Source organism: Cryobacterium sp. Hz9 (assembly GCF_004402825.1).
In the GTDB taxonomy this organism is placed as follows: Bacteria; Actinomycetota; Actinomycetes; order Actinomycetales; family Microbacteriaceae; genus Cryobacterium; species Cryobacterium gelidum.
The window spans coordinates 20,559-36,259 of record NZ_SOFC01000018.1; the positions used below are offsets into that span (position 1 = coordinate 20,559).

The following is a 15,701-nucleotide window of genomic DNA, read 5'->3' on the forward strand; positions in this document are numbered from 1 at the left end:
TGAGATCAGACAAGCCGAAGGACAGCCCCGAGTGAGCCACGCAGCAACTGATCCCCTCCCCTCCGCACCCGAGAATCCCGTTCGCGTGGGAATCGTCGACGATCACGAGTCAGTGCGACTGGGGTTACAGGCCGCCTGCGAGAACGCCGGTTACGAGGTGCTCTTCGCGGCGGCAACCGCGCAGGCTCTCGTCGACGGCCTCGCCGGCCGCCAGTGCGACGTGATCGTGCTCGACCTGTCGCTCGGTGACGGGTCGCGCGTCACCGACAACGTGCATCTCGCAGCGTCCACCGGCTCGGCTGTGCTCGTGCACAGCATCGCCGACCGCGTCGCCTCGGTGCGCGAAGCGCTCGCCGCCGGAGCCGCCGGAGTGATTCCCAAGTCCTCGCCGACCACCACGGTCATGGCTGCCGTCGCGTCCGTCGCCCGCGGTGACGTGCTCAACAACCTCGAGTGGGCCACCGCCATCGACGCCGACCGGGACTTCGCCAAGGCGCAGCTCGGCCGCCGCGAGCGCGACGTGTTGCACCTGTACGCCTCGGGACTGCCGCTCAAGATGGTCGCCATGCAGCTCGGCATCGCGCACTCGACCGCCCGCGAATACCTCGACCGCATTCGGGTGAAATATGTGGAGGTCGGGCGCCCCGCGCCGACCAAGGTCGATCTGCTGCGTCGCGCCGTCGAAGACGGAATCCTGCCGGGGCTCGACGCCACGGAAGCTGACCGCGGTGTCTAAACGGGCCGTCCGCCTGGGCGACCGCAGCAGCCGAGGCGCCCTGGTCGCCACCGCCACCGGGCCGTCTGCGCTCATCGGGACGGATGGTCCCCGGGGCGAGAACAGCCTCTTCGGCCGCGGCCGGCAGCCGCGCAACCCGATCAGCCACGCCCAGATCGAGACTGTGCTGTCCCGATCGATTGCTGGAGTCGCGGTGATCTTCGCTGTGCAGACCCTGCCGGTCATGCTCGAACAGCTGCCGAGCCGCAAAACGGAAGCGGCCATCGTCGGTGCGGGCCTGCTCGCCCTGTCTCTTCTCGTGTTCGTGGTCAGCACGGTCATCCGGCGCGGCGTTCGCAGTTCCGCGGCCGCGGTGAGCGGCATCTACCTCGTCGCGCTCCTCCTCTGGCCGGTGCTCATGATCGATCCCACCGTGGTGTTCGCGAGCAAGCCGTGGCTCTGGTACCTCTGCACCGTCGCCACCTCGTGCGCGGCCATCGCACTGCCCCTCGTCTGGGCCGCCGCCTACACCGTGGTTACCCCGGTCGCCTTCGGACTTATCCGCGTGCTGCCGTCCGGTGGCGAGGCCGAAAATCTGCTCGCCGTGCTCGACACCTGCTATGCCATGTTGCTCGGCGGCGTCGTGCTCATCATCATCTACGTGCTGCGCGAGGCTACGGCCAAGGTCGACACCGCCCAGTCCAACGCCCTCTCCAAGTATTCCGTGGCGGTGCGCCATCACGCCACCGAAGTGGAGCGGGTCGAGGTCGACTCCATCGTGCACGACAGCGTGCTCGCGACGCTGCTCTCCGCTGCGGGGGTGCGCAATGCCAGGGGCGCTGAGCTGGCCGCGGCGATGGCGCACAGCGCGATCACCCGCTTGCAGCAAGCCAGCGGAGAACGCAGCATCGACGATGCCTCAACCGCGCTCAGCACGCTCGCCGCACGCCTACGCACCGCTGCGGCCGCGACCGGATTGTTCACCGTGACCGAGCTGTGCGTGGAGGGCCTCACCATTCCGGAGTACGCCGCCGAGGCGCTCTACTCGGCCAGCGTGCAGGCCATGGTCAACAGCGTGCAGCACGCCGGCCCGGCAAAATCGCGCCGGCTCACGGTGGGAGGCAATGACCAGAGCGGATGCACCATTGAAATCAGCGATACCGGTCGCGGTTTCGAGCCCGCCAGCGTCGCCAGCGCCCGTCTCGGCCTGCGCGTCTCGATCCACGATCGGGTTGCCACCGCCGGCGGCATAGCCGTACTGCGCACGAGCCCCGGCCACGGCACGGTCATCACCCTCACCTGGCCGCGACGCAATGGGCCCGGTGACGCGGACGAGGCGGCCCAGGTCGAGAACACGCTGTCCGGGCGCGATATGGGCGGTCGATGATGGCCGGCGTCGTGGTTGTTTCCCGTGCCCTTGCCCTCATCGTGGCGGCCTTCTTTTCCGGCTATCACGTGGTCCTCGGCCTGTATTCGATCAACCAACCGGCCTCCTCGGTGCCGATCTTGGTCGCCATGGGGCTGTACGTCGTGGCGACCGCCGCGAGCCTCTGGCCAGACAGCCCCATGCGCATGTCGCTGCCGCTGGCCCTGTTCAACGTGGCCGTCTGCATTGCGATTCCGCTGATCGTGGGCAGCCAGCTTGACGCGTCTGCCGGCTACCTCGGCTACGCCACCTGGTACGTCGCTGCCGTCGGCACACTGATGACCATCACGGCCACCCGCAAGCGCACGCAGCTGGCGCTGATCGGCGTGGGCGCGCTCGTGGTGCACAGCGTGCTCTGGGCTGGCGTCGGCGCGCTGGCACAGATGGGCGTCATCGGCAGCGTGGTCTGGGTGGTGGCCGCCGTGCTGCTGTCGCGTGCGCTCGTGAAGGCGAGCCGGGATGCCCGCCAGTATGCCCGGGCCGAACGTGAGGCTAGCGGATGGCACGCCGCCCAGGAGGCGCACCTCTACGAGCGCCAGGTGCGACTGACCCAGACCATGCGCCTCGCCATGCCCATGCTTCGACGCATCGTCGAGAGCAACGGGGAGCTCAGCGAGGCGGAACGTCAGGAATGCCGACTGCTCGAAGCGGCCATCCGTGATGAAATTCGGGGGCGGCGCCTACTCAACCCGGCGGTGCGCGAGCAGGTCATGACTGCCCGACGGCGAGGCGCGAGCGTGACCCTGCTCGACGAAGGCGGGATCGACGACCTGGATGGTTCCGAGTTGGAGGTTGTGCTCAACACCCTCGCGACCGCCATCGGCCGCACCAGCGCAGACAAGATCATTGCGCGTACGTCGGCCGACAGCGGGACCATCGCGGTCACGGTGGTGGGCCTGAGTAGCCCGGACCCGGCGGTGAGTGCTCTCGGACCCGACTCCTCCGGCGAAGAAGAAGTCGACCTGTGGATTGAAATCCCCCGGCAGGTAGCGCCCGCCGTCTCGGCCTGACGGGTACAAATGCGTTAGGGGACCAGCCGAAGCCGATCCCCTAACGAGCATTCGAGAAAGGACGACAACCCGAATGCCATCCGTTCTCGCCCCCAACACATTCGCCCGCTTACCCTAGTCAGCGAATGATTGGTGGTGGAACTCCAGGAGCCCCACCGAGCACTCCCTAGTCTGGACCACTGCTCCCACCGGCAAAAGTAGGCATTTAGGAGGACAGACCGACAGGTGGTTGCGCCCCTAGCCGGTAAAGCCGCGCCAGCGGCCGACGCCGGGGTGCAGCGGCCGGCGGATGGATCGTTGGTTCTGCTGCCACGCACTCTGGTGGTGTTCGGGCGCGGCCCGGCGCTCGTCGGTCTCCTCCCGCAACAAACCACGGATGACGGCGGTTACCGCCGATACTTCGGTGTCACTCACGCGGGTGGTCACGAAAATCAGCTCCGACGGATCAAACTCTGAGGGCTTGGGCATCGCGGTGTCAGTAGACATCGCGGTGTTAGACGTCCTCACAGCGGTATGTTCCCGTGCTTCTTGGCCGGCAGGGTCGCCCGTTTGGTACGCAGCGCCCGCAGCGCCTTGATGACGGACACGCGCGTCGCGGCCGGCTCGATGATGCCGTCGAGCTCTCCGCGTTCCGCGGCGAGGAACGGGCTGGCCACGTTGTAGGTGTATTCGTTGGCGAGGCGCGTGCGCACGGCGGCGACGTCTTCGCCGGCCTGTTCGGCCGCCTTGATCTCGGCGCGGTAGAGAATGTTCACGGCGCCCTGGCCGCCCATGACGGCGATCTCCGCGGTCGGCCAGGCCAGGTTGATGTCGGCGCCGAGCTGCTTGGACCCCATCACGATGTACGCGCCGCCGTAGGCCTTGCGCAGAATGACGGTGACGAGCGGCACGGTGGCCTCGGCGTAGGCGTAGAGCAGCTTGGCGCCACGACGGATGATGCCGGTCCACTCCTGGTCGGTGCCGGGCAGAAACCCGGGCACGTCGACGAGGGTGAGAATGGGGATGGAGAACGCGTCGCAGAACCGGACGAAGCGCGCGGCTTTCTCGCCGGCCTCAATGTTGAGCGTGCCGGCCATAGCGTTGGGCTGGTTGGCGACGATCCCGATGGAGCGACCCTCGACCCGGGCGAACCCGACGACGATGTTCGGCGCGTACAGCGGCTGCGTCTCGAGAAAGTCGCCATGGTCGACGATGTGCTCGATGACCGTTTTCACATCGTAGGGCTGGTTGGGCGAATCGGGGATGAGCGTGTTCAGGCCACGATCGGCATCCGTTGTTTCCAGCTCGACCTCGCTGTCGAACACGGGCAGCTCGGCCAGGTTGTTGTCGGGCAGGTAGCTCAGCAGGGCGCGGGCGAAGTCGAGCGCGTCGGGTTCATCGCTCGCGAGATAATGCGACACACCCGAGACCTTGTTGTGGGTGAGGGCGCCGCCGAGCTCTTCCATGCCGACGTCCTCGCCGGTGACGGTCTTGATGACGTCCGGGCCGGTGACGAACATCTGGCTGGTCTTGTCGACCATGATCACGAAGTCGGTCAGCGCGGGGGAGTAGACCGCGCCACCGGCGGCCGGGCCGCAGATGATCGAGATCTGCGGAATGACGCCGGACGCGGCCGTATTGCGTCGGAAGATCTCGCCGTACTTGCCGAGGGCCACGACGCCCTCCTGAATGCGCGCTCCGCCAGAGTCGAGAATGCCGATGATCGGCACTCCCGTTTTGAGGGCGAGATCCATCACCTTGATGATCTTCTCGCCGGCGACCTCACCGAGCGAGCCGCCGAAAATGGTGAAGTCCTGGGAGTACACGGCAACCTGGCGGCCGTGAATGGTGCCGGTCCCGGTGACGACCGCGTCACCATATGGCCGTTTCTTCTCCATGCCGAAAGCCACGGTGCGGTGCCGCACAAACTCGTCGAGCTCCACGAAGGAACCCTGGTCGAGCAGCAGGTCGACGCGCTCGCGGGCGGTCATCTTGCCCTTGGCGTGCTGCTTCTCGATGGCGGTGGCTCCGCTGGCGGTCACGGCTTCGTGATAGCGCAGCTTGAGGTCAGCGAGTTTTCCCGCCGTCGTATACAGGTCCGGTGCCGCGGCGGGCGTCTTGTCAATCACCATTTCACTCTACCGGCACCCCTGGGCCGCTCCCCGTTGACGATAATCCACAACTTTGCCGCGCAACACTGGTCGTTTCCCCTCCGGCCGGCCCTCCCAGCGGCGCAACTCGTGCAATCTGGCCAGAACCAGGTGCTCTACGGCCATATTCTAAAGAATTGCAGGAGTCCTGCCAACGAGAGGGTAGCCACAATGGAGTTTTCGCTCAGCCGCACCGAGGTGAGCCGGTTCGAGTACCGTTCCGAGGCCGCCTCCACCAATGACGTGCTCAGGGAACACGCCACAGCAGATGCCGCCGCCTGGCCCGACCTGTCGGTGGTCGTCACCGACAACCAGACTCAGGGGCGTGGCCGGCTCGGCCGCGTCTGGCTGGCCCCGACCGGCAAAGCCCTGGCCATCTCCGTGCTCATCCGCCCGCGCACCACAACCGGGGAAACGCTGCCACAGCACAGCCTCGGCTGGTTTCCCCTCCTGGCCGGCGCCGCCATGACCCGGGCTGTGCGCGGCGTGGTCGAGGCCGGCATGCAGCCGGTCGCCGGAGTCAAAGAGGCCGAGGATCCCCGCCACGAAGTCACCCTCAAGTGGCCCAACGACGTGCTCATCGACGGCTACAAGGTGTGCGGCATTCTCTGTGAGCTGCTGCCCGACGCCTCCGGCATCATCATCGGTGCTGGCCTCAACCTCTCGCTCGACGAGCATGACCTGCCCACCCTCACCTCCACCTCGCTGCTGCTGGTCACCCGCAGCAAGCCCGACCCCGACGCGGTGCTCGCCGCCTACCTGCGGGAGCTCGTCACGCTGTACCGGGTCTTTCTCGCCGCCCACGGCGACGCGCTCCGAAGCGGCCTGCACGCGGACGTCTCCGCGCTTTGCGGTACCCTCGGCAGCGTCGTGCGGGTGGAGCTGCCCGGCGATAGCGACCTGATCGGCACCGCCACTGCCATCGACTCCGGGGGCCGGCTGACGGTCGTCAACCAGACCGATGGCGAAGAACGGTCTGTCGCCGCTGGCGATGTCACCCACCTGAGGTATTAATAGAAGTAATGAAAGAGAAGAAGAAAGCGCCGGACGAGCCAGCCGATACCGAATCCTCCGGCTACGCCCGCGAGAGCCGGCCCGAGACAGTCGTCGCCCGCCTACGTCCGCACGTCCGGATCCTGCTCTGGCCCACCGTGGTCCTGTTCGCCCTGGCCGGCGCTACCGGTTACTTCTTCGGCAACATGCCCGAGCCCTGGCAGAACGCGGCCGTGCTCGCCGGATCCATCGTGCTCGCCGTGTTCGGCTGGCTGCTGCCGCTCGCCGCCTGGCTCACCAAGCGCTATACCATCACCACCCGCCGCATCATCTTTCGCCACGGATTCTTCGTGCGCACCCGCCAGGAGCTGCTGCACAGCCGCGGCTACGACGTGAGCGTGCGGCAGAACTGGGTGCAAGCCGGGTTTCACTCCGGCACCGTGCTGATCAATTCGGGGCTGGAGCATCCACTCGTCCTGAAGGACGTTCCCAACGTCGACCTCGTGCAGAGCGTGCTGCACGACCTCATGGAAAAAGCGAGCACCGTCATGGGTTCGCGCCGGCAGGAGCACTCGGCGATCTCCGAGGAGTCAGCGTTCTGGGGTCGCCGCTAGACCGGCTGCCACGGTCATGGAGCCGGTGCGCGTCGCAACAACGGATGCCCCCGCTCCGGCAGGCGCATCGGCCCGTCCCGGCGCAAACACCCAGTAGCGGTACAGCGTGAAACGAAACACCGCTCCGAGGAAGAGGCCCACGACGTTGCCCGAGATGTTGTCGGCGAGAACGCTCGTGTAACCGAGTACGTAGTGGCTGAACCACAGGCAGGCGATGCCGATGCCCATGCCGACCAGGCTCACCGCAAGAAATTCTGTGCCTTCGCGCATGGTGCGGTTCTGACGGTTCTCTCTGAAGGTCCAGTAGCGGTTACCAAGCCAGTTCACCAGAATAGCCAGCACGGTCGAGATGACCTTGGCGTAGATCGGGCCGGCATGCACGTCGGCCGAGTCCAGCACGGTGGTGCGCAGCAGGTTGAAGACGGTGAAGTCCACCACGAAGCCCAGTGCACCGACGGCGCCGAACTTGAGGCCCTGACTCACAAAGCTGAGCAGGCGCTGCTGCAGGGTGATCGACATGCATCCGTCCGACGTTCGGTAAAGTAGGAAAGCACTGAAGTCTCGCAGTCTACGGCGTGCTGAAATCCCCGGGCTGAGTATCCACTTGCGTTTACCTGAACGCTCGCATAGAAATTGGTGAACAGATGGCTTTAACCGTCGGTGTAATTGGCGCGGGCCAGCTGGCCCGCATGATGATTCCCGCGGCCGTGAACCTCGGCATCGAGTTGAAGGTGCTCGCCGAAGCCGACGGTATGTCCGCCGAGCTCGCCGCCGTCAGCGTGGGCGACTACCGCGACCTGCCCACCGTTCTCGCCTTCGCGAAGACCGTCGACGTGCTCACCTTCGATCACGAACACGTGCCGCAGGAGATCCTGCGCGAGCTCGTGCGCGAAGGCATCATCGTGCGCCCCGGCCCCGACGCCCTGCTCTACGCCCAGGACAAGCTGCTGATGCGCGAAAAACTCGCCGAACTGGGCCTGCCGATACCCGACTGGGCCCGCATCACCGACGTCGCCGGTCTGGCAGACTTTCTGCAGGCCCACGGCGGCCGCGCCGTCGTCAAGACCGCCAGGGGCGGCTACGACGGCAAGGGCGTGCGGGTGGTCAGCCACGAGCACGACGTCGATGACTGGTTTCTGGCGCTCGCCGAAGACGGCAACGATGGCGCACTGCTGGTCGAGGAGCTCGTGCACTTCAGCCGTGAGCTGGCTCAGGTCGTCGCGCGCCGTCCGAACGGTGAGATCGCGGTCTGGCCGGTCGTGGAGACCGTGCAGAAAGACGGTGTCTGCGCCGAGGTCATCGCGCCGGCCCCGCAGTCCGCCGGCCGACTTGCCGACGTCGCCACCGACATCGCCGTGGCCGTGGCCGAGGGTATCGGTGTCACCGGCGTGCTCGCCGTCGAGCTGTTCCAGACAACGGATGAGCGCCTCCTCATCAACGAGCTGGCGATGCGACCGCACAACAGCGGTCACTGGTCGATTGACGGGTCCACGACGAGCCAGTTCGAGCAGCACCTGCGGGCGGTGCTGGACCTGCCGCTCGGGGCGACCGGCGCCCGAGACCCGTGGACGGTCATGGTGAACATCTTCGGCGGGCCCGCGTCCGGCTCGCTCGGTGACCGTTATGCAGGTGCGCTCGCGCAGCATCCGCTTGTGAAGGTACACAATTACGGCAAGGCCAGCCGGCCCGGTCGCAAGGTGGGCCACGTCACCGTTGGCGGCGACGATCTCGACGAAGTTGCCTACCAAGCGCGTGCCACAGCGCAGTTATTTCAGGACACTGCACCAATAAATGAGTAATAGGATCGTCTGCGTGCCAGAGAACACCGGAAGTATCAGCGTGCCCCAGACGTCGACCGCGCCGCTCGTGGGTCTGGTCATGGGCAGCGACTCCGACTTCAGTGTGATGAGCGCCGCCGCACAGACTCTCAGGGACTTCGGGGTGGCGCACGAGGTGCAGGTTATCTCGGCGCACCGCACTCCCGAGAAGATGCTCGACTATGGGCGCAGCGCCCAGTCCCGCGGTCTCAAGGTGATCATCGCCGGAGCCGGGGGAGCCGCACACCTGCCCGGCATGCTCGCCGCCATGACCACGCTGCCCGTGGTCGGGGTGCCCGTGCCGCTGGGCCTGCTCGACGGCCTCGACTCGCTATTGTCAATCGTGCAGATGCCGGCCGGGGTGCCGGTCGCGACCGTCTCGATCGGCGGGGCGAAGAACGCCGCGCTGATCGCGATCAAGATCCTCGCCACGAGCGATGACACGCTGCGCCGCAGGCTCGAAGACTATTCCGTGCAGCTCGCCGACCTGGTCGAGCAGAAGAACCGGGACCTCCAAACGCGATTATGACCAGTGTGACAAACCCGGGCAGTGTGACAGAGCCGATCCGGCACCCCAATTCCGGCTCCGCACGCGTGATGACGACGCGTGCATGGTGGCTTGTCGTACTCAATTTCGTTCTTCCCGGTTCTGCCCAGGTGCTGGCCGGCAACCGCCGGCTCGGCCGGTTCGGCCTCGGCGCCACCCTCACCCTCGTGACGATCGTGATCATCGCCGGAGCCGTCTACCTGCTCTGGCCCGCGGTCGTACTCACCGTGTTCACGAGCACCATCGGCCTGTGGGCCGCCGCCGCGGTGCTCGCGTTCTACGCGGTCACCTGGCTCGTGCTCACGCTCAACACCCTCAGCCTGATCAGGTTGGGTCGAGCCGCGCCGGGCGCCCGCCCGATCATCGCCGCGTTCTCGACGGTGCTCATGCTCCTCGTGACCGGTACCGCCGGCTACGGCGCCTTCGTCGCCACCTCCGCGAGCGGATTCCTCTCCTCCGTCTTCGTCGCCGGTCCGAGCCAACCGCCCGTTGACGGACGATACAACATCCTGCTGCTCGGCGGTGACGCCGGTGCCGACCGTGCGGGCCTCCGTCCCGACAGCCTGTCGGTGATCAGCATCGACGCCACGACCGGCCAGGCAACAACCATCAGCCTGCCGCGCAACCTCGAGCACGTGCCGTTCTCGGCCGGGTCCTCACTCGGCGCTCTCTACCCGAAGGGCTACGGTTCCATCGACGGATGCGACGTGTCGGCCTGCATGCTCAACTCCATTTTCACCGAGGCGGAGGTGAAACGCCCGGAGTACTATCCGAACGCCGGGTCCGAGGGTAGTTCCCCGGGTATCGAAGCCACCCGCGAGGCGGCGCAGGGCATCACGGGCTTGACCATCCAGTACTACGTGCTCATCGACATGCTCGGATTCTCCGACCTCATCGACGCCCTCGGCGGCGTCGACATCACGGTCACCGAGCGACTACCGATTGGTGGCGACGAGCAGCTCAAAGAGGTCGAGGGCTGGATCGAGCCGGGGGCTCAGCACATGGACGGAACCACGGCCACCTGGTATGCGCGCTCACGGCATACCACGAGCGATTACGACCGGATGGGGCGCCAAGCACAATTGCAGGAGGCCGTTCTCAACCAGTTCAGTCCCGCAAACGTGCTGACGAAATTCCAGGGAATCGCCGCGTCCAGTTCTCAGGTCATCAAGACCGACATTCCGCAGGGCATGCTCGGATACTTCACCAACCTTGGTGCGAAAACCAAGCAACTCCCGATCAGTCGCGTGGCATTGACCCCGCCGACCGTCGACCCCGCAGACCCTGACTACGCCCGCATCCACGACCTAATCGCCACCGCCCTCGCCCCGGCGCCCACCACCACGCCCTGAAGCGTCACAGCCGACCGCAGGCTGGTCGAGCCCGCTGCGTTCGCCCTCAACCACCGCAGGGTGGTCGAGCCTGCTGCGTTCGCCCTCGACCGCCGCAGGCTGACTGAAAACACCCAGCCACCGACTGCTACAAATCGGCGTGCAGTTGCCAGACCTGCTCGGCGGAGTCGCGCCAGCTGTAGGCCCTGGAACGATCCAGGCCGTGCAGGCGCATCCGTGCAGTGAGTGCCTGGTCGCCGAGAACGGTCGAAATCGCGGCCGTGAGCCGCTCCGGATAGCCGGCTGCATCCTCGAGCGCGACGACGTACCCGGCATCTCCCGCCACCTCAACGAGTGCGGGAGCGTCGGAGTGCACGACCGGCGTGCCGAAGCTCAGCGCCTCGAGCAGGGGCAGGCCGAATCCCTCGGCCTGACTGGGATACACGAAGACTGTCGCGCGGGAGAGCATCAGGGCAAGGTCACTGTCGCTCACGAAGCCGAGTGCACGTACGCGTCCCTCCGGTAGGCCGGCTTCGTCGGCGACCGCGGCCACGTCGAGGTCGCCCCAGCCCTGTGGGCCAACGATCAACAGCGGCAGGTCCGGGGCACCGGGCAGGCCGAGGCCGGTAATGAGCGGTGTCAGCCCCTTGCGCGGTTCCAGCGTGCCGACGGTGAGGATGAATTCGCTCGGAAGCCCGAGTTCGGCCGCCCGGGCATCCGCATCGAGTGGAAGCTCCAGGGTGCTGCTGACCGCGCCGCCGATCACGCGCACCCGGTCGCCAAAGTCAATGATGTTCGTCAGCGCCTCGGCTACGGCGTGAGTGGGCACGACGATGACATCCGCATGTTTTCTGGCCCGTTTCGTCATGGCCTTGTGCCAGGTGACCCCGCGTGGAGTGAGAGTTTCCGGATGCGTCCAGGGCACGACATCATGAATAGTGACTGCGACCTGGGTGCGATCGCGCACCCGATCATGCTTGCGCAGGGGAGCCAACAGGCTCGGGGCGTGAACCATGCCGCCACCCGTTGACGCGGTCAGGCCCAACTGCCACGCGGCGGCCAGCTCGCGTCTCGGGAGAGTGGTCTTGTGCAGGCCGGCCAACCCCGGGAGTCGTGCCAGAATCGAGTCGTATTTGTCGGGTGAGGACGCCGACACGATCCCCTCCACATCACAATCGGCCGGGGCCGTCAGTATGAGCTGGCGGGTGAGTTCCTCGGTGTAGCGGCCGATCCCGCCCGGAACGGCCGCGATCATCTGATCGACTATCACGCGCAGGGTTGTCATCGTTTGTCCGCTCCCGGGTGCAGGTTTCGTTGGACCGAGCGCAGCGGCCGGGTGAGACGCCAGGACAGGGTCTGCCGCGTGCGGACGAGTTCGGCAGCGACCCGGGCCAGCTCGGCCGCCTCGTCGCGGAGCTCAGCCGTCGCAGTGTCGGCACGGAGCACCGCGTCGCGGAGCTCAGCGGTTACAGTGTCGGCACGGAGCGCCTCGTCGCGCACTGCGTTGTGCAGGCGCTCAGTCTCCTCCTCGGCGCGTACGCCGGCCACGGTCGTGTAGCGGTCAAAGACGCAGGCCGGATAGTCAAGCAGTGGCTGGAGCTGGGCGCTGTGTTCAGCGGCCACATAAAACCGGGACAGCCCGTCAAACAGGCAGAAGATGTAACCGGCCGCTAACAGGGCAGGTTCCCAGTCTCCGTGCGTGCGCTTCGTGCTGCGCGGTGCGGTGGCCTCGACAACCAGCACCCAGGGGCGGAACCGGGTGAAGTCGATGGAGCCGAGCACCGCCCTTTCGGCGCCCTCGGTGTCGATCAACAGGAAGTGGATGTCGCCGTCGCCGAGCCCCGAAGCCTCGATCACGTCGTCGAGGCGTCGAGTTTCGACGACCACATCGGTGATCGCGAACCCGGTTTGGGAGTGTGTGGCACCGATGGAGTCGACGATCGTCGACAGCCCGGTACCGTCGATCACATGGAGCGTGATCGAGGCGTCGGGGCTGTCGGTCACGACGGCCTCCACCACCTGATCCCGGGGACGTTCCGCTCGGAAATTGGCCGCGAACGCAGAATTCGGCTCTACGGCGATGCCAGTCCAGCCACGGTCATAGAAGCTGCGGGTGACGGAATCGTCGGAGGGATCATTGGCGCCCACGTCGATATAGACGCCGTGTTCGATGTGCCCCAGCGCGCGCCACAACACCACGTCTTCGCCATTCTGGGCGTGGGACAGGAACGTGTCGGGCTCATTCATCAGGATACCGCGCCGGCCGAGTGGGCGCCCGAGAGGGCGGCACGCCAGTCGCGCATCGGAACGAGGCCGGCACTCGCCCACGATTCATGCCCGAGCACGGAGTATGCGGGCCGAGGGGCCGGGAGAACGAAGGCCGAGCTGTCCGTGGGCAGTACGCGCTCCGCGTCAAGACCGGCCGAGGTAAACACGGCCTGGGCCATGTCGAACTTGGACGCGACGCCGGAGTTGGTGCCGTGGTAAATGCCAGCCGGGGCATCCGCGTGCAGCAGTAACACAATCTGCGCGGCGAGATCGACGGTCCAGGTGGGCTGGCCGAGCTGGTCGTTGACGACGCTCACCGTGTCGTGGTTGGCGGCCAGGCGCAGCATGGTACGGGCGAAGTTGGGGCCATGTCGACCGTAGAGCCAGGCAGTGCGCACGATGAAGCTGCGGTCGCCGTTCTCGGCGAGCACGAATTCCTCGCCGGCAGCCTTCGTACGGCCGTAAGCCGAGATCGGGTGGCGCGGAGTGTCCTCCGGGTACGGCGTGGTGGCCGTACCGTCGAAGACGTAGTCGGTGGAGACTTGAACGAGGCGGACCGAGGAAGCGGACGCCGCTACCGCCAGATTTCGAGCGCCCACGCCGTTCACGAGGTAGGCCGTGTCTTCGTTCGATTCGGCATCGTCAACCTTGGTATAGGCGGCGCAATTGATGACCACGTCGTGCCCGGCGACGGCATCGGTGACGGCCGACAGATCGGTCACGTCGAGGTCGATCCGGCCAAGTGCGGTCACGTTCTGGCCCGCCAAAGCCGCCTGCAGATCGCGGCCGAGCATGCCGTTGGCTCCGGTAATCAGGTAACGGGTCATGCTATCCCAGCGCCGCTATCGCTTTGAGCGGCTCCCACCATTGGCGGTTGTCGCGGTACCACTGCACCACGTCGGCCAGGCCCTGCTCAAACGGAACCTCGGGAGAATAGCCCAGCTCGGCTTGAATCTTCGAGATGTCCACCGAGTAGCGCAGGTCGTGACCGAGACGGTCGGCGACCCGGTCGACGTACGACCAGTCCTTGCCAGTGGAGTCCAGCAGCAGCTGGGTGAGCTCCGTGTTGGTCAGCTCGGTGCCGCCGCCGATGTTGTAGATCTCACCGGCGCGACCGCCGACGAGCACCATGGCGATCGCACGGGTGTGGTCGTCAACGTGCAGCCAATCGCGAATGTTGTTGCCCTCGCCGTACAGGGGAACGTGCCGGTCATCGATCAGGTTGCTGACGAACAGCGGAATAACTTTTTCGGGAAAATGGTACGGCCCGTAGTTGTTCGAGCAGCGCGTGATCGACACGTTCAGGCCATGCGTGCGGTGGTAGCTGCGGGCGAGCAGGTCACTGCCGGCCTTTGATGCGGAGTAGGGGGAGTTGGGCTCGAGCGCCCGCTCTTCGTTCCAGGACCCCTCGGCGATGGAGCCGTACACCTCGTCGGTGGAGACGTGCACGAAACGGGCCAGGTCATGGCGCAGCGCCGCGTCGAGCAGCTGCTGGGTGCCGAGCACGTTGGTCTCGACGAAAATCGAGGCGTCCCGCACCGATCGGTCGACATGGGACTCAGCGGCGAAGTGCACGACAGCGTCGAGGCCGGGGAACAGCGTATCGAGTAGGGCGGCGTCACGGATGTCGCCGTGTACGAAGGAGTAGCGCGGCGAATGCGCGATGGGTGCGAGGTTCTCCCGGTTGCCGGAATAGGTCAGTGCGTCAAGAACGACAACCTCAGCGCCTTCGAGGCCTGGGTAGGCGTCTTCAATGGTGCGGCGAACAAAGTTGGAGCCGATAAAGCCGGCTCCACCGGTGACAAGGATCTTCATAAGGAGGTACCGTTTCGTTGGCTGAGGGGACCCGCCGATTCTACTGGAACGTCGGTGGAAGTTCCGGCGGCAGGGTCAGTGCGTGCCGCGACGCTGCTGGAACCGAGAACGCACCCACAGGCCGACCGCAATCGCTTGTCGCAAGGGCCACAGCAGAACACCGTGGTACTTGCGGGAGAGGAACCTATTGGCGCTCTCGTGATGCGCAGCGAGCATACGTGCCGACTCGGCCTGCGTGGAGTGGGCGCCGGTATGGGTAACGGCGGCGAGGGGCTCGTACACGCATCGATGTCCCGCCTTCTGCATTCGATAGCCCAGGTCGACATCCTCGAAATACATGAAATAGCTGTCGTCGAAACCGTTCAGCTCCACGAAGGTCGACCCGCGAATCAGCAGGCACGCCCCGGACAACCACCCGCTGTCTCGCCGGTGTGGTTCTCCGCCGTTGCCTTGGAGATAACGGCGGGTCCAGGGATTGGAGGTCCACACGTTGGCGAACAGGGCATGCCCCACTCCGGTGCGGATTGAGGGCAGCGCGCGTGCCGATGCGTACGTGGTCCCGTCCGCGTTCAGGATTCGTGGTCCGACAGCGCCGATGGACGGATCAGACTCCCCGATGGCGCGAAGAATGTCGATGGACTCGGGCGCCAGCACGAGGTCAGGATTGCAGATGAGAACCCAGGCTGGCGTTTCATGCAGGCTGGCGACACCGGTGTTGATGCCGTAGCCGTAACCACGGTTCGTATCGCTCAGGTATTCGGCGCCGAATTCGGCGGCGATTGCACGCGCCTCGCTTCCGAGCGGCTTGTTGTCGACCACGACGACCCGAAGCGGCTGGCGGCTGGCGCCTGCCACACTTGCCAGGAACGGTCGCAGGACCTCGTCGGACCCGTGACTCACAGTGACCACGGCGATCATGGGCGTGTGGTTTCGCGGGCGGGCGCGGTAACGCGATCGCCGGTGCGTTCATGTGTCATGCGTGCTGGTACCGTTCCGATCGAGAAGAAGACCTCCCGATTCTACCGGGACGGCCCCT

The 15,701-nt window shown here is 66.1% G+C and carries 16 protein-coding genes; 8 read left to right on the forward strand and 8 right to left on the reverse strand.

What is annotated here, in order from left to right; all coding sequences use genetic code 11:
- Window positions 1-31: 31 nt before the first annotated feature.
- From E3N85_RS09035 to E3N85_RS09045, 3 genes are read left to right on the forward strand one after another with little or no spacing between them, the layout of a single operon-like run.
- On the forward strand, window positions 32-736 hold the full coding sequence (locus tag E3N85_RS09035) for a response regulator transcription factor (protein ID WP_134462397.1): 705 nt from the start codon (window positions 32-34) through the stop codon (window positions 734-736).
- Window positions 729-2,102, forward strand: coding sequence for a sensor histidine kinase (locus E3N85_RS09040; protein WP_134462400.1), 1,374 nt, complete (start codon window positions 729-731; stop codon window positions 2,100-2,102). Before E3N85_RS09035 ends, E3N85_RS09040 begins: the two co-directional genes overlap by 8 nt.
- Window positions 2,099-3,151 (forward strand): hypothetical protein, encoded by a 1,053-nt coding sequence (locus E3N85_RS09045; protein WP_241978405.1) that lies wholly within the window; start codon window positions 2,099-2,101, stop codon window positions 3,149-3,151. Before E3N85_RS09040 ends, E3N85_RS09045 begins: the two co-directional genes overlap by 4 nt.
- 237 nt (window positions 3,152-3,388) lie before the next feature.
- On the opposite strand, the gene E3N85_RS09050 is transcribed toward E3N85_RS09045, so the two are convergent.
- Together E3N85_RS09050 and E3N85_RS09055 are read right to left on the reverse strand one after the other, a co-directional pair.
- Complete coding sequence (locus E3N85_RS09050) at window positions 3,389-3,637, reverse strand: acyl-CoA carboxylase subunit epsilon (RefSeq protein ID WP_134462402.1); 249 nt, start codon at window positions 3,635-3,637, stop codon at window positions 3,389-3,391.
- Between the two features lie 17 nt (window positions 3,638-3,654).
- Window positions 3,655-5,262: an acyl-CoA carboxylase subunit beta gene (locus E3N85_RS09055; RefSeq protein ID WP_134462405.1), complete on the reverse strand. Its 1,608-nt coding sequence runs from the start codon at window positions 5,260-5,262 to the stop codon at window positions 3,655-3,657.
- Window positions 5,263-5,451: 189 nt separating this feature from the next.
- On the opposite strand from E3N85_RS09055, the gene E3N85_RS09060 reads away from it, so the two are divergent.
- Together E3N85_RS09060 and E3N85_RS09065 are read left to right on the forward strand one after the other, a co-directional pair.
- A complete protein-coding gene (locus tag E3N85_RS09060) occupies window positions 5,452-6,294 on the forward strand; it encodes a biotin--[acetyl-CoA-carboxylase] ligase (protein ID WP_134462407.1) in 843 nt (280 codons plus the stop codon).
- A gap of 8 nt (window positions 6,295-6,302) precedes the next feature.
- On the forward strand, window positions 6,303-6,887 hold the full coding sequence (locus tag E3N85_RS09065) for a PH domain-containing protein (RefSeq protein ID WP_134462410.1): 585 nt from the start codon (window positions 6,303-6,305) through the stop codon (window positions 6,885-6,887).
- Here the strand turns inward: E3N85_RS09065 and E3N85_RS09070 are convergent.
- Window positions 6,864-7,406 carry a GtrA family protein gene (locus E3N85_RS09070; RefSeq protein ID WP_134462413.1) on the reverse strand — a complete coding sequence of 181 codons (543 nt, stop codon included), beginning with the start codon at window positions 7,404-7,406 and terminating at the stop codon, window positions 6,864-6,866. The two genes, E3N85_RS09065 and E3N85_RS09070, sit on opposite strands and share 24 nt — an antisense overlap.
- A gap of 125 nt (window positions 7,407-7,531) precedes the next feature.
- Between E3N85_RS09070 and E3N85_RS09075 the strand changes: the two genes are divergently transcribed.
- The 3 genes from E3N85_RS09075 to E3N85_RS09085 all read left to right on the forward strand — a co-directional run bounded on the left by E3N85_RS09075 (window position 7,532) and on the right by E3N85_RS09085 (window position 10,603).
- Window positions 7,532-8,686, forward strand: a complete 1,155-nt coding sequence (locus tag E3N85_RS09075; protein WP_134462416.1) for a 5-(carboxyamino)imidazole ribonucleotide synthase — start codon at window positions 7,532-7,534, stop codon at window positions 8,684-8,686.
- A gap of 79 nt (window positions 8,687-8,765) precedes the next feature.
- A complete protein-coding gene (gene purE / locus E3N85_RS09080) occupies window positions 8,766-9,233 on the forward strand; it encodes a 5-(carboxyamino)imidazole ribonucleotide mutase (protein ID WP_241978410.1) in 468 nt (155 codons plus the stop codon).
- A 68-nt stretch (window positions 9,234-9,301) separates the two neighbouring features.
- Entirely contained in the window at window positions 9,302-10,603 is a 1,302-nt protein-coding gene (locus E3N85_RS09085) for an LCP family protein (RefSeq protein ID WP_134462550.1), read from the forward strand.
- Window positions 10,604-10,730: 127 nt separating this feature from the next.
- On the opposite strand, the gene E3N85_RS09090 is transcribed toward E3N85_RS09085, so the two are convergent.
- The 5 genes from E3N85_RS09090 to E3N85_RS09110 all read right to left on the reverse strand — a co-directional run bounded on the left by E3N85_RS09090 (window position 10,731) and on the right by E3N85_RS09110 (window position 15,583).
- Entirely contained in the window at window positions 10,731-11,867 is a 1,137-nt protein-coding gene (locus tag E3N85_RS09090; protein WP_134462422.1) for a glycosyltransferase family 1 protein, read from the reverse strand.
- Entirely contained in the window at window positions 11,864-12,829 is a 966-nt protein-coding gene (locus tag E3N85_RS09095; protein WP_134462425.1) for an FkbM family methyltransferase, read from the reverse strand. The genes E3N85_RS09090 and E3N85_RS09095 overlap by 4 nt, the downstream gene beginning before the upstream one ends.
- A complete protein-coding gene (rfbD, locus tag E3N85_RS09100) occupies window positions 12,829-13,677 on the reverse strand; it encodes a dTDP-4-dehydrorhamnose reductase (RefSeq protein WP_134462428.1) in 849 nt (282 codons plus the stop codon). Before rfbD ends, E3N85_RS09095 begins: the two co-directional genes overlap by 1 nt.
- 1 nt (window position 13,678) lies before the next feature.
- Window positions 13,679-14,665 carry a dTDP-glucose 4,6-dehydratase gene (gene rfbB, locus E3N85_RS09105; RefSeq protein WP_134462431.1) on the reverse strand — a complete coding sequence of 329 codons (987 nt, stop codon included), beginning with the start codon at window positions 14,663-14,665 and terminating at the stop codon, window positions 13,679-13,681.
- 75 nt (window positions 14,666-14,740) lie between these two features.
- Complete coding sequence (locus E3N85_RS09110) at window positions 14,741-15,583, reverse strand: glycosyltransferase family 2 protein (protein WP_134462434.1); 843 nt, start codon at window positions 15,581-15,583, stop codon at window positions 14,741-14,743.
- Window positions 15,584-15,701 lie beyond the last annotated feature (118 nt).